Below are 12,773 nucleotides of genomic sequence, written 5' to 3'. Positions count from 1 at the left end.
TGTCCTCAGTAGAGCACGACCGAACGGATCGACTCGCCGCGCTTCATCAGGTCGAACCCCTCGTTGATGCGCTCCAGCGGCAGGGTATGCGTGATCAGGTCGTCGATGTTGAGCTTGCCGTCCATGTACCAGTCGACGATCTTCGGCACATCGGTGCGGCCGCGGGCGCCGCCGAAGGCGGAGCCCTTCCACTCTCGGCCGGTGACCAGCTGGAACGGACGCGTCGAGATTTCCGCGCCGGCCTCGGCCACGCCGATGATGATCGACTTGCCCCAGCCCTTGTGGCAGCACTCCAGCGCCTGGCGCATGACCCTGGTGTTGCCGATGCACTCGAAGGAGTAGTCGGCGCCGCCATCGGTCAGCTGCACGATATGGTCGACCACGTTCTCGACCTCGTTCGGATTGACGAAATGCGTCATGCCGAACTGGCGAGCCAGTTCCTCGCGGGCCGGGTTGATATCGACGCCGATGATCTTGTCGGCGCCGACCATCTTGGCGCCCTGGATCACGTTCAGCCCGATGCCGCCCAGGCCGAACACCACCACGTTGGCGCCAGCCTCCACCTTGGCGGTAAACAGCACCGCGCCGACGCCGGTGGTGACGCCGCAGCCGATATAGCAGACCTTGTCGAACGGCGCGTCGTCGCGGATCTTCGCCAGCGCGATCTCCGGCACGACGATATGGTTGGCGAAGGTCGAGGTCCCCATGTAATGGAAGATGGGCTTGCCGTCGATGGAGAAGCGGGAGGTGCCGTCCGGCATCAGGCCCTTGCCCTGGGTCGAGCGGATCGCCTGGCAAAGGTTGGTCTTGCGCGACAGGCAGAATTTGCACTGCCGGCATTCGGGCGTGTAGAGGGGAATCACATGGTCGCCCGGCTTCAGCGAGGTCACGCCCGGGCCGACTTCCATTACTACGCCGGCGCCTTCATGGCCGAGGATCGCGGGGAAGATGCCTTCCGGATCCGCACCGGACAGCGTGTAGTAGTCCGTGTGGCAGATGCCGGTGGCCTTCACTTCGACCAGGACCTCGCCGGCGCGGGGACCGGCCAGATCGACTTCCTCGACGGTGAGCGGAGCGCCTGCTTTCCAGGCGATGGCGGCTTTGGTCTTCATTTCGCATATCCAGGTTCGGGGCGCCGGGAAGCGGCGCGGGCGGGGGAAGGGCGCGGCGGCGGCGAGCCATGTCACCGCCGCGCCGGTTCATGGCACGACAATGTAGCGCGCCTGGCCGGCATGCCGGAGCGGCACGCGCGGCATTGGCCCGTGATGCCGTCAATTTGGCCGCTTGAGTGGCCTGGGGTGGGAAACGGCCGCGGCGGAACTTCAACGTCCTGCATCCGGGCCGGAGGAAGACGCGGAGGGAACCGCCCCCATCGGCCCGGCAGGGTTGCGCCGGAGCGCCCCGTCGCGAGAGTCGGCACCCTCGTGGCGGCGACCCAGCCAAAGGCCCAGTCCGCCCCAGAACAATGCAAGAAGCGCGCCGAACAGCGCAACCACGGCAGGGTGCCCGGCAAGGGCATCGATGGCCGTCTTGACCCAGGCGCTGACGGCGTCGCCGGCCCGGTAGACGGTGGTGTCGATGGCGTTCTTGGCCTTGTATTTGGTCTCGGCATCGACCACCGTGAAGAGCATCTCGCGCCCGGGCCGCACCAGCGCATACTCGCCGATGCGCCGCAGCACCATGACCACCGCCAGCACGCCGAAGACGGGCCAGATCGCCAGCGCGACGAAGCCGGCGGCCACCGCCACCGGTACCGCGGTCAGCAGCACGGTCACGCCGTAGCGGCGTGCCACTTGCCCGGAGAAGAACAACTGCACCAGGATCGTCCCGGCCTGCACGATCGCATCGATGAGGCCGAACACGCGGGTTTGCACGGCGCGGTCGGTGAACGTCTCGGCCACCAGCCGCGCCTGCTCGAAGTAGAGGAAGGTGTTGGCGGTAGACAGCAGGATCACGAACAGCGCGATGCCGAGCAGGTAGCGCGAGCGCGCGATCAGGGTCAGCCCCGCCAGCAGTCCGCCGCCAATCGGCTGGCGGGGATCATCCGCGGCGGCGCGTTCGCGGGCAGGCGATGGGGGATCGGTGGCGGCGTCTCGACCCGGGTCCGTCTCGGCCGCCCCGGCGCCGCCACGGCCACGCCAGCCGAACAGCCATGCCGCCAGCGGCAGCGTCGCGGCCAGCAGCAGCGCCGACAGCAGCATCAACACGGTCAGGCCCAGCGGCGCCACCAGCCATGCCGACAGCAGCGGTCCCGTCAGGCCGCCGACGCTGGCGCCGGCGGCCATCACCGGGAACACCCGCCTTGCCTGCTCGGCCCGGAACACGTCCGCCATCACGCTCCAGGCAATGGAGACCACGAACAGATTGAAGACCGACAGCCACACGTAGAACACGCGCGCCAGCCAGACGGCCTCGGGCCAGACGCGGGTAGCCCAGGCAAAGCCCGCCAGATTGACCACGAAGAACAGATAGACCAGCGGGACGAAATGCCGCCGCGGCAGGCGGGCGCTGCACAACCCGTACAGCGGTATCGCGGCCAGCATTACCACGAATGTCGCGGTGAAGAGCCACTGCAGGTTGTCCACGCCGCCGGCAATGCCCATCGTCTCGCGCACCGGACGCAGCATGAAGTAGCTGGCAAACAGGCAGAAGAAGAACAGGAAGCCGGCGGCGACCGCCTGGCGTTCTTCCGGCCGGATGCCGAGGGCCCCCAGGCGCCGGGCGGCGGCGGACGGCATGCCGGGCGCTCAGGCGACCAGCGCGGCAATGCGCTCGCGCTGCTTTGCGTCCGGCATCCGCCCCAGTGCGGCACCGAGGTTGTCGCGCATATGGCGCGGCTTGGACGTGGCGGGGATCGCGGCGGTGACGGCCGGATGGCTGATGATGAATTTGAGGAACAGCTGACCCCAGCTGGCGCAGTCGAGTTCGCCCGCCCACGGCGGCAGCGGCTTGCCCTGTACGGCGCGGAACAGCCGCCCGTCCTGGAACGGGCGGTTGATCAGCACGGCAATGCCGCGCTGGCGGCACAGCGGCAGCAGGGTTCGTTCGGCCTCGCGCTCGCCGACGGAGTAATTGACCTGCACGAAATCGATCTTCTCGCTGCGCACGATCTGCTCCAGCGCGGCGTGCGCGTCCGCCCGGTAATGGGTGACGCCGATATAGCGGGTCTTGCCCTGCTCCTGCAATTGCCGCAGGAAGCGCAGGTTTTCCTGCCAGTCGATCAGGTTGTGCACCTGCAGCAGGTCCACTGCCTCGCTATGCAGCTCGCGCTGGGAGCGGGCCCACTGCGCCGGCGCGCTGGCGGCAGGCGCGGAAATCTTGGTGGCGAGGAACACCTGGCGGCGCGCATTGTGCAGCCGCAGCAGTTCGCCGGCGACGGCCTCCGCGGTGCCGTAACTCGGCGCCGTATCGAGTACCGATCCCGGCGTGCGCAGCAGCATCGCCAGCACGTCGGACAGCGGACTTTGCTGCAATCCCTGCGTGCTCGAATCGAACGCGTCGGCGGTGCCCAGCCCGATCGCGGGCAGCGTCTCGCGCGTGCCCGGAATCGGCCGGCGCATCGGCTCGCCGCCGATCGGCGGCGGTACGGGCTCCGCGTCCGCGTCGGCGCTGCCGGAGGAGCGGGATTGGGCCAGGGCGCGACCGGCCACCGGCGCGGCGGCGCCCGCGGTCAGCATGGTGGCGCAGGCAAGGAAGCGGCGGCGATCGGTCGGCATGGAGCGCTCCGGAGAGGATGCGATGAATGGCGCGCCGTCAGCGAGGCGCTGTCGTCGGCGACGGCTCGCAGGCCAGGACGCGCAGGCAAGGGCGAACAGCGCAGGGATGCCATCCGGCACATCGCCCTCTGGGGCATTGTAGGAAAGGGCGCCACGAATGGCACGGTGCGGGTGATGCTGGCGCGGGTCCGGAACCTGTGGCGGAGGCGGGGGACCAAACCACCAGGGCCATGCAACCTCGGCCACCGGGGCAATCCTGACCAACGGAACGCGGCATCATGAGCATCGACATCCTGGCGTTCGGCGAAGGGCTGGTCGAGTTCAACCAGCATCCGGACGACCCGCGGCAATACCTGCAGGGCTTCGGCGGCGATACGTCCAATTTCTGCGTGGCGGCGGCGCGCCAGGGCGCGCAGGTCGGCTATATCAGCGCGGTGGGCGCCGACGCCTTCGGCGAGCGCCTGCAGTCGCTGTGGACGCGGGAGCGGATCGACACGCGCCATGTGGTGGTCGACCCCGGCGCCCCGACCGGCGTCTACTTCGTCAGCCACGACAGCCATGGACACCGTTTCGATTATCTGCGGGCCGGTTCCGCGGTGAGCCGCTACCAGCATGAACAGCTGCCGCAGCATGCGATCGCGCAGGCGCGCTACCTGCATCTGTCCGGGATCAGCCTGGCCATCGGCGCCGGACCGTGCGACAGTGGCCTGGCGGCGATGGAGACGGCGCGCGAGGCCGGGGTCGCAGTGAGCCTGGACACCAATTTGCGGCTGCGGCTGTGGTCGCTCGCACGGGCTCGGGCGATCCTGCGCGAGGCGCTGTCCCTGACCGACATCTGCCTGCCCAGCTGGGATGACGTGACCGTGCTGACGGGACTGGACGAGCGTGACGCCATCGTCGATCATCTGCTCGGTTACGGTTGCCGCCTGGTCGCGCTGAAGCTCGGCGAGGAGGGCTGCTATGTGGCGACACCGCAGTCGCGCATGCTGCTGCCCGCGCATCCGGTCAAGGCAGTCGATGCGACCGGCGCAGGAGACTGCTTCGGCGGCTGCCTGATCGCCCGGCTGGCGGCGGGCGACGATCCATTCGATGCGGCCCGCTATGCCAACGTGGCGGCGGCGCTATCGACGACCGGCTACGGCGCGGTGGAGGCCATTCCGCACGCACAGCAGGTGCTGGCCGAACTGGCCGGCAGCGTGCCGCGGATCGGCTGAGGCCATGCCGGGCTTCCCCCTGATGGGGCCTGTCCTTCCCGCATTTCATGTCATCGACTTCACTGCTGACCTTGCTGCCGACAATGCCAAGCCAATCTTCTTCCCTGATCGACCGCCTGGGCGCGGTACCGGTCATTCCCGTGCTCGAATTCCATAGCGTGGACCAGGCGCTGAAGGTCTGCGAGGCGCTCGTCGGCGGGGGACTGCCCGTGCTGGAGATCACCTTGCGCACCCCGGTGGCACTGCAGGCCATGCGTGCGGTGGCGCAGGCCCTGCCGCAGGCGTGCGTGGGTGCCGGCACGGTGCTGACCGCCGCCCAGCTGCATGCCGTGCGCGACGCCGGCGCGGCGTTCGCGGTCTCGCCCGGATTGACGCCGGCGCTGGCCGAAAGCGCCCGGGCTGCCGGCGTGGCGCTGCTGCCCGGGGTGGCAACGCCGAGCGAAGCGATGGCGGCGATGGAAGCGGGCTACGGCTTCCTCAAGTTCTTCCCGGCCGAAGCAGCCGGCGGCGTGCCAATGCTCAAGTCGATCCATGGACCGCTGCCGCAGTTGCGCTTCTGCCCGACCGGCGGCATCGACGCCGCCCGCGCGCCGTCGTATCTGGCGCTGCCCAACGTGGTATGCGTTGGGGGCTCCTGGGTAGTGCCGCGCGATGCGGTCGAGGCCGGCGACTGGCAGCGCATCCGCACCCTTGCCGAACAGGCGGCCGCGCTCCGAACCGGCTGAGCCCGCCAAATGGGCCGCGTCGGCCGCGCTGGCGCGCGAAAAGTGCGCACTGTCGGACAAAGGCCTATTGTAGGAGCAGTGTTCGCCACCTAAGCTGTCCTTATCCACCCCACTGGAGAGGGCATAACGTGCTGCGGGCGTCGAGGACGAACCCTGGGGCGCCATGGCAAGCGCGCCCGTTGCGCGGGCGCGCCGTGACGGTCCGCCCCTGGCGGCGCCACGCCGGCCTGCACGGCCTGCTCCCGGCGCTGGCGCGCTGGCTTTGTACGTTGGTGCTGGCATTGACGGCGACCGCCTGCGCCAGCCTGCCGCAAGACGTGCAACGCCGCCCCTCGCAGGCTTTTTCCGACTGGCAGTCGACGCCGCTGGGCAAGACGGTTGCGCGAAGCGCACCGGACCCGGCGATGTCCGGCTTCCATCTGGTGTCCTCCGGTGAAGACGCCTATGGCACGCTGATCACCCTGGCCGACCGTGCCACCCGTTCGCTGGACCTGCAGTACTACATCGTCGCGGCGGACGAATCCTCTCGCGAGATCCTGCGCCGGGTGCGCGCGGCCGCCGAGCGGGGCGTGCGCGTCCGGGTGCTGGTCGACGACCTGAACAGCGACGGCAAGGACCCGGCCTTCCTGCGTTTCGCCCGGCACCGCAACATCGAGGTCCGCTATTTCAATCCCTTCCCGGCCGGGCGCTTTTCCAAGGTCACCCGCTTTCTGACTTCGCTGACCGATGCCCGGCGCGTCAACCGGCGCATGCACAACAAGGCGTTCATTGCCGACAACGCGATCGGCATGACCGGCGGCCGCAATATCGGCAACGCCTATTTCCTGCGCGCCCCCGATACCAACTTCCTGGACCTGGACGTAGTGGTGGCCGGCAAGGCGGTACGCGAGCTCTCGGCCGCCTTCGACGAGTACTGGAACAGCGAGTTTGCCTTCCCCGTCGAGTCGATCGCCAGGGAGGGACCGGCGCCCGGGCCCGCCGGTACCGCCCCGGGCGCCGAGTCGGCCGAGCAGAAGCCCGGCAGCGCGCCGGAAGCGGCGCTCGTCGACGATGCCGCCGAGCGCCAGGCGGAGGACCGTCGCCTGCAGGAGCGCGGTCTGACCGCGCCCCGCCGGATCGATCCCGCCGCCAGCTACCTGGCGCGACAGCTTGCGCGCCACGACGGCCGGATCGCGCTGGAGTGGGCGCGGGCGAGCGTGCTGGTGGACGATCCGTCCAAGGTATCGCCCCGCAAGCTGCCCGATTCGGACGACACGCTGGCCGACGAACTGGCCAGGATGCTGCGCGCGGCGCGGCAGGAGGTGATCCTGATCTCGCCGTACTTCGTGCCCGGCGAGCGGGGGGTGCAGTGGCTGAGCGAACTGACCGCGCGGCGTGTGCGGGTTCGTATCCTGACCAACTCGCTGGCGGCCACCGATGCGCCCATCGTGCACGTGGGCTACAAGCGCTATCGCGAGGACCTGCTGCGGGCCGGCATCGAACTGCACGAGCTGAAGGTCAGGCTCAACCGGCCGCAAAAGGCCGTCGGCGACTTCGGCTCATCGGAGGCCAGCCTGCACGTGAAGGCAGCGGTGGTGGACCGCACCGCGCTGTTCGTCGGTTCGATGAATTTCGATCCGCGTTCGCTGACGCAGAACACCGAGACCGGCATCATCGTGCGCAACGCCAGGCTGGCGGGAGAGGTGGCGCAGCTGTTCACCGGGGCGATCGGCGAGAACAGCTGGCGCTTGCGGCTTGCCGAGGACGGCAGCCTGCGGTGGGTAGGCGGTGACGGGCCGCAGGCGGAAGTGCTGGACAGCGAGCCGGACACCAGCTGGAAGCAGCGCTTCTGGCTCGATCTGCTGGGCCCGTTCACGCCGGAAGAGCTGCTCTAGGGCGCCGGCGCGGCGGGCGTGACCCGCCCCGGTGCGGCCGGCGCTCTCGATGCCGGCGATCAGCCCCGGGCGGCGCCTTCGAGCTTCTGCCCGCCGCGCTGGATATCCTGCCCCAGACCCGCCATGGTGTTGCAGCCCGTCAGCAGCAACGCAAACATCAGTCCCAACAACCAACCTTTTTTCACACTGCGCTCCTTGGAGGTAAAGCGATCGGCGCGATTTTACCGTCCGCGTTGCAGAATTGCGCCGGGGCGGGGCGTCGATTTGTAACACCGGATATCAGGCCGGATCAGACATAGGCAATCAGCCTGCCAGCGGCAATGACGAGCGTCCACACCGCCAGGGACACCGCGGCCGCTACCCGCGCCCCGGGCGGCGGTGCCGCGCCGGTGTTCCAGCCGGCGCCCGGGTCCGTCCCGCGAAGCTGGCGATGCAGCCGGCGATAGGGCAGCGCATGAAAGAGCGCGGCATTGAGCAGTCCGATGCCGATCAGCGCCAGCTTGGCCAGCAGCGCCGGGTTGGTCGCCAGTTCGTCCGCGTGCGCCGCCAGCAGCAGCGCGCCGCTTGCCGCCATCGCGAGGAAGGCGGCGACGGTCAGCGGCAGGACGCCCGGCAGCAGGGTCGTGACGGGAAGGCTGCGCCATACCCCGGCAAGCCGCAGGTCGACCACTACGATCGAGCCGAACAGCACCCCCAGCCCGACCAGATGCACGATTTCCAGCAGCGGATAGGCCCAGGGGGAAGTGCGCAGCGCCGCCGACAGCGGCGTGGCGGCGACCGTCTCGCCGAGCCCGGCCAGCAGCGGCAGCAGGCTCACGGCGATGTCCGGTCGCGCAGCGGGACCGGCCGCGGCAGGGGCAGCGGCACCAGTGGCGCCACGTCAGCGCAGCTCGACGGTCTGGCCATCCAGCACGATCCGCTCGGCGCGCATTTCATCCGCATGTTCCTTGCTGGGATAGCCGACCAGCGTCACCTCTCGGCCCACCGCGACCTTTTCCGCGGTGGCGCCGCGCGCCTGCATCCGCGAGATGGGTGCGAGGATTGCCACCCAGCGCTTGCCGCCGGACTCGATGCGCACGGTGGCATGCGGGTTCTCGTAGCGGACCTCGACCAGCTTGCCGGTCAGCGTGACGGGTTTGCTGTCGTCGTAGGTGGACCAGCCGTGATGGGCGGAGGCGGGGACGGCGAGCAGCGCCGCGGCGACGGTCGCCGAGGCGACGATGGCCCGGCGCATGGCGTGAAGCGGGTGGGGCATGGTGGTCTCCGGGTCGGGCAGCGGCAAGCTGCCGGCTGGACATCTTCCGAGGGTACGGAACACCACCGAGTATAGGCGGCGCGGATGACGCTTTGGGAGCGGGATTCCCGGGCAGGCAGGCCTGCCCGGGAAGCGGCGCTAGCCGGTGGTTTCCGCCTCGGGGGCCTCGATGGCGGGTACTGGCGATGCCAGCACCTTGTCGATACGCTTGCCGTCCATGTCGACGATCTCGAACTTCCAGTCGAGCCAGACCACGGAGTCGGCAATCTGCGGCAGCCGGCCGAGCAGCAGCAGCAGCATGCCGGAGAGCGTGTGGTAGCGCTCCTTGTCTTCCTCGGGCACGTTGCGCAGGCCGATGCGGTCCTTCAGTTCGGGAATCGGGATCAGGCCGTCGAGCAGCCAGGTGCCGTCGTCGCGCTGGACCGCCCATTCGTCGCCAGCAATATCGGGCTTGAACTCGCCGGTGATCGCCTCGATCAGGTCCTGCAGCGTGACGATGCCCAGCACTTCGCCGTACTCGTCGATCACGAAGGCCATCTGGCCGCCGGAGGAGCGGAAGTTCTCCAGCAGCTCCATGCCCGTCACGCTCTCCGGGACGTACACCGCCGGCTGCATCACCGCGGCCAGATCGGTGGCTTCGCCGCGCAGCTTGCGCGCCAGCAGCGCGCGGGCGCTGACCACGCCAAGCACGTCGTGCATGCCCCCGCGCACCACCGGGAAGCGGGAATGGTCCGACTCCTCGATCCGGCGCAGGTTCTCGTCCAGCGGCACTTCCACGTCGAGCGTCACCACGTCGCCGCGAGGCACCATCAGCGAGCTCAGCTGGCGGTCGTCCAGGCGGAACACATTGCGCACCATGGTGTGCTCGTGGCGCTCGATGATGCCGGCCTCGGAACCCTCGGTCAGCAGCGCGTGGATTTCTTCCTCGGTCACGGCGGGGCCGGCGCCGCTCTTGACGCCGAGCAGGCGCAGCATCAGCTGGGTCGAACCGGACAGCAGCTTGACGAACGGCGTGGAAGCCGTGGCCAGCCAGCTGAGCGGGCGCGCCACCATTCGCGCGATCACCTCCGGCGCCAGCTGCCCCAGGCGCTTGGGCACCAGTTCGCCCAGCACGATGGAGAAATAGGTCAGGCCGGCCACCACCAGGCCGGTCGCGAGATAGCCGGCGGTCTGCGCTTCCAGGCCGTAGCCCTGGAGCCAGACGCCCAGGGGCTGGGCGAGTGCCGACTCGCCGACCACGCCATTGAGCACGCCGATCGAGGTAATGCCGATCTGGACCGTGGAGAGGAAGCGGGTGGGGTCCTCGCCGAGCTTGATCGCTTCGATCGCGCCGCGGTCCCCTTCCTCGATGTATTTCTGCAAGCGCGCCTTGCGGGCCGTCACGAGCGCGATCTCGGACATGGCAAAGACGCCGTTGAGCAGGATGAGCGCCAGCAGTATGGCTATTTCCATCAGGTTGCGCGCCCCCTGCGCGCGGGTGTTGTAAGGTCAGCAAGCATACCATCAGGCCTTTTCGGCACGATTTCAAGAGGATTGCAGCCGCATTACGTCCACCTTTCAGGCGTCCGGCAAGGCTGGACTACGGGATTTCGATTACCTGTGCGGTCATGGCTGCGGCGTGCGCGGCATGCTGTAATGCGAAGCATGGAAACCGCCATTCCCGCCTCCGAAACCGCCGTCGACTTCCCGGGCCTGCTGCGCTTCTGGCGCACCCGGCGCGGCTATAGCCAGCTTGCGCTGTCGCTGGCCGCCGGGGTCTCCCAGCGCCATATCAGCTTTCTCGAGTCCGGGCGCGCGCGGCCCAGCCGGGAGATGATCCTGGCGCTGGCCGATTGCCTGAACGTGCCGCTGCGCCAGCGCAACCGGCTGCTGCTGGCGGCCGGCTTCGCGCCGGTCTTCAGCGAGCACCAGCTCGACGAACCGCCCCTGCAGATGGTGCAGCAGGCGGTGCGGCTGATCCTGGACAAGCAGGAGCCATACCCGGCCGTCGTGCTGGACCGCTTCTGGAACCTGATCGACGCCAACCGGGCCTACCGGCGCATGCTCGCCGCGCTGCTGGGGGAAGACCATCCCGCCGCCGCGCACGGCATCGATGGCGACGACGAGGACGCGAACGAGATTGGCGGCCGCCTGCTGACGCCGTCGCGGCCGCCAGGGCTGAACCTGATGCTGGCGGTGTTCGATCCCGACGGGCTGTGGCCCACGCTGGAAAACGCGGAGCAGGTGGGCCGCTATCTGCTGCGGCGGGTCTGGCAGGAGCTGCAGGGGCAGGCGCATGAGCGTGCCGCGCGCGAGATTTTCACCCGCATTGCCCGCTGGCATCCCGATATGGTGCGCGACGGCGTGCCGCTCGTCGATGCGATGGCCGACGGCATCGCCGAGGCAGGACTGCCGCCGGTGCTGCCCGTCGCCGTGCGGCGCGGGCCGTTCCGGGTGGCGATGTTCTCCACGCTCACCACCCTGGGGAACCCGCACGACATCACGCTGCAGGAAATGCGCATCGAGTGCTTCTTCCCGGCGGACGAGGCGTCCCGGCGGGTTTTCGAGGACCTGGCGACGAAAGACAGGCCGGCGCGGATGGCCGCCGCCGGCTAGCCGGCCAGCGGAATCGACGCTGCCGTGTTAACATCCTCGGCGCCGATGGCGGCCAGGCGGAACCCTTCCGTTTCCTTGCCGCCGCCGGCAGCGTTACGTCTTCAGGGCGGGGTGAAAGTCCCCACCGGCGGTATGCCGGTCCGCGCCAACGGTTGCGGACGGCGAGCCCGCGAGCGCCCGCGCCGATGCGCGGGGTCAGCAGACCTGGTGAGAAGCCAGGGCCGACGGTGATAGTCCGGATGGAAGAAGATGGACGAACGGATGTTGCTCTTGCTCGCCTGGACTGTCCTTGCGCGCGCGGCTGCCCCACCGGCATGCCGGCGCGTGCTTTGGCATGGACCGGGAATCGGCATGCCGGCCGGCGCTCGCCTGCCGGGCCGGGCCTTTTGTTCGTCATCACCCTGAAACGCCCATGGATCCGACAACAAGGAGCGTTTCACATGTCTGGACTTGCCTTCCCCGATCAGAACGAAGCCGGCTTGCAGCCGGGCAGCGGCAGCGCCGATGCCGCCATCGCCGCGCCCCTGCACGTCCTCCCGCCGATGGGCGATGCGTCCGAGCCGCCGTCATGCGCGGCGCTGCAGGCCCGCATCGAGGCCGCACTGCAAGCCATGCGGGACGGCCGCCCGGTGCTGCTGATGGACGACGACGACCGCGAGAACGAAGCGGATCTGATCGTCGCGGCCGAGCGGCTGACGCAGGAGAACATGGCGATGCTGATCCGCGAGTGCAGCGGCATCGTCTGCCTGTGCCTGCCGCGCGAGACCAGCGACCGGCTCGGCCTGCGGCCGATGGTCGAAGCCAACCGCAGCCGCTATGGCACCGCCTTTACCGTGTCGATCGAAGCCCGGCACGGCGTCAGCACCGGCGTCAGCGCCGCCGACCGCATCACCACCATCCGCGCCGCCATTGCGCCCGACGCCGGTACGGACGCCGTCGTCAGCCCGGGGCATGTCTTCCCGCTGGTGGCGGTGGACGGCGGCGTGCTGGAGCGGCGCGGCCATACCGAAGGGTCGGTGGACCTGGCGAGGCTCGCGGGGTTGTCGCCGGCCGCGGTGCTGTGCGAACTGATGAATCCGGACGGCACCATGGCCCGGGGCAAGGACGTGACGGACTTCGCCGAGCGCCATGGCCTGCCGATGCTGACCATCGCGGACCTGGTGGCCTGGCGGCAGCGGGCGCGTTGAGCGAGGGCAGGGCAGGGCCGCTCCGGCCAACGGCAGGGACGCATCCCATTGCCGGGCCATCGCGCCGGCAGCGGCGCCAAAACCCGGAAAATCCCGGGAAGAAGGCGCAGGTTGAGCGCAATTGCGGCCTGCGCGGGAAGCGCCTGTGCGACAATGGCGGCTTTGTCTTGCGGCGCCGGGCGCAACCTTGCCGTCCTTGCCTCCTCC

General features: G+C 69.2%; 12 protein-coding genes and 1 riboswitch. Of the genes, 5 read left to right on the top strand and 7 right to left on the bottom strand.

Annotated elements, in window-relative coordinates; genetic code table 11:
* Nucleotides 1-5 precede the first annotated feature (5 nt).
* The 3 genes from K6V06_RS03280 to K6V06_RS03270 all read right to left on the bottom strand — a co-directional run bounded on the left by K6V06_RS03280 (nucleotide 6) and on the right by K6V06_RS03270 (nucleotide 3,716).
* Nucleotides 6-1,112, bottom strand: coding sequence for an S-(hydroxymethyl)glutathione dehydrogenase/class III alcohol dehydrogenase (locus K6V06_RS03280; protein WP_222240147.1), 1,107 nt, complete (start codon nucleotides 1,110-1,112; stop codon nucleotides 6-8).
* A 210-nt stretch (nucleotides 1,113-1,322) separates the two neighbouring features.
* Nucleotides 1,323-2,738, bottom strand: a complete 1,416-nt coding sequence (locus K6V06_RS03275; RefSeq protein ID WP_222240146.1) for an NTP/NDP exchange transporter — start codon at nucleotides 2,736-2,738, stop codon at nucleotides 1,323-1,325.
* Between the two features lie 9 nt (nucleotides 2,739-2,747).
* The gene (locus K6V06_RS03270) at nucleotides 2,748-3,716 is read right to left on the bottom strand and encodes an aldo/keto reductase (protein WP_222240145.1); all 969 of its coding nucleotides are present in this window, start codon (nucleotides 3,714-3,716) and stop codon (nucleotides 2,748-2,750) included.
* Between the two features lie 278 nt (nucleotides 3,717-3,994).
* Here K6V06_RS03270 and K6V06_RS03265 point away from each other — a divergent pair, with 278 nt between their 5' ends.
* The 3 genes from K6V06_RS03265 to K6V06_RS03255 all read left to right on the top strand — a co-directional run bounded on the left by K6V06_RS03265 (nucleotide 3,995) and on the right by K6V06_RS03255 (nucleotide 7,529).
* Nucleotides 3,995-4,930 carry a sugar kinase gene (locus K6V06_RS03265; RefSeq protein WP_222240144.1) on the top strand — a complete coding sequence of 312 codons (936 nt, stop codon included), beginning with the start codon at nucleotides 3,995-3,997 and terminating at the stop codon, nucleotides 4,928-4,930.
* 83 nt (nucleotides 4,931-5,013) lie between these two features.
* Complete coding sequence (locus tag K6V06_RS03260) at nucleotides 5,014-5,655, top strand: bifunctional 4-hydroxy-2-oxoglutarate aldolase/2-dehydro-3-deoxy-phosphogluconate aldolase (protein ID WP_222240143.1); 642 nt, start codon at nucleotides 5,014-5,016, stop codon at nucleotides 5,653-5,655.
* A 194-nt stretch (nucleotides 5,656-5,849) separates the two neighbouring features.
* Nucleotides 5,850-7,529 carry a phospholipase D family protein gene (locus K6V06_RS03255; protein ID WP_370637372.1) on the top strand — a complete coding sequence of 560 codons (1,680 nt, stop codon included), beginning with the start codon at nucleotides 5,850-5,852 and terminating at the stop codon, nucleotides 7,527-7,529.
* 59 nt (nucleotides 7,530-7,588) lie between these two features.
* Here the strand turns inward: K6V06_RS03255 and K6V06_RS03250 are convergent, their stop codons facing one another.
* The 4 genes from K6V06_RS03250 to K6V06_RS03235 all read right to left on the bottom strand — a co-directional run bounded on the left by K6V06_RS03250 (nucleotide 7,589) and on the right by K6V06_RS03235 (nucleotide 10,236).
* Nucleotides 7,589-7,714 (bottom strand): entericidin A/B family lipoprotein, encoded by a 126-nt coding sequence (locus K6V06_RS03250; protein ID WP_370637371.1) that lies wholly within the window; start codon nucleotides 7,712-7,714, stop codon nucleotides 7,589-7,591.
* Between the two features lie 104 nt (nucleotides 7,715-7,818).
* Complete coding sequence (locus tag K6V06_RS03245) at nucleotides 7,819-8,346, bottom strand: hypothetical protein (protein ID WP_222240141.1); 528 nt, start codon at nucleotides 8,344-8,346, stop codon at nucleotides 7,819-7,821.
* A 63-nt stretch (nucleotides 8,347-8,409) separates the two neighbouring features.
* Nucleotides 8,410-8,784: a DUF6152 family protein gene (locus tag K6V06_RS03240; protein ID WP_222240140.1), complete on the bottom strand. Its 375-nt coding sequence runs from the start codon at nucleotides 8,782-8,784 to the stop codon at nucleotides 8,410-8,412.
* A gap of 138 nt (nucleotides 8,785-8,922) precedes the next feature.
* Nucleotides 8,923-10,236: a hemolysin family protein gene (locus tag K6V06_RS03235; protein ID WP_222240139.1), complete on the bottom strand. Its 1,314-nt coding sequence runs from the start codon at nucleotides 10,234-10,236 to the stop codon at nucleotides 8,923-8,925.
* A 192-nt stretch (nucleotides 10,237-10,428) separates the two neighbouring features.
* Here K6V06_RS03235 and K6V06_RS03230 point away from each other — a divergent pair, with 192 nt between their 5' ends.
* On the top strand, nucleotides 10,429-11,379 hold the full coding sequence (locus K6V06_RS03230; RefSeq protein ID WP_222240138.1) for a helix-turn-helix domain-containing protein: 951 nt from the start codon (nucleotides 10,429-10,431) through the stop codon (nucleotides 11,377-11,379).
* A gap of 93 nt (nucleotides 11,380-11,472) precedes the next feature.
* Nucleotides 11,473-11,634, top strand: a riboswitch (FMN riboswitch).
* 287 nt (nucleotides 11,635-11,921) lie between these two features.
* Complete coding sequence (gene ribB / locus K6V06_RS03225; protein ID WP_222240306.1) at nucleotides 11,922-12,566, top strand: 3,4-dihydroxy-2-butanone-4-phosphate synthase; 645 nt, start codon at nucleotides 11,922-11,924, stop codon at nucleotides 12,564-12,566.
* Nucleotides 12,567-12,773 lie beyond the last annotated feature (207 nt).

Origin of the sequence: Cupriavidus sp. AU9028 (assembly GCF_019795295.1) — a bacterium.
Taxonomy (GTDB): domain Bacteria; phylum Pseudomonadota; class Gammaproteobacteria; order Burkholderiales; family Burkholderiaceae; genus Cupriavidus.
Note: the sequence above shows the minus strand (reverse complement) of the source record. Positions and strands in the feature narration are given on the sequence as shown.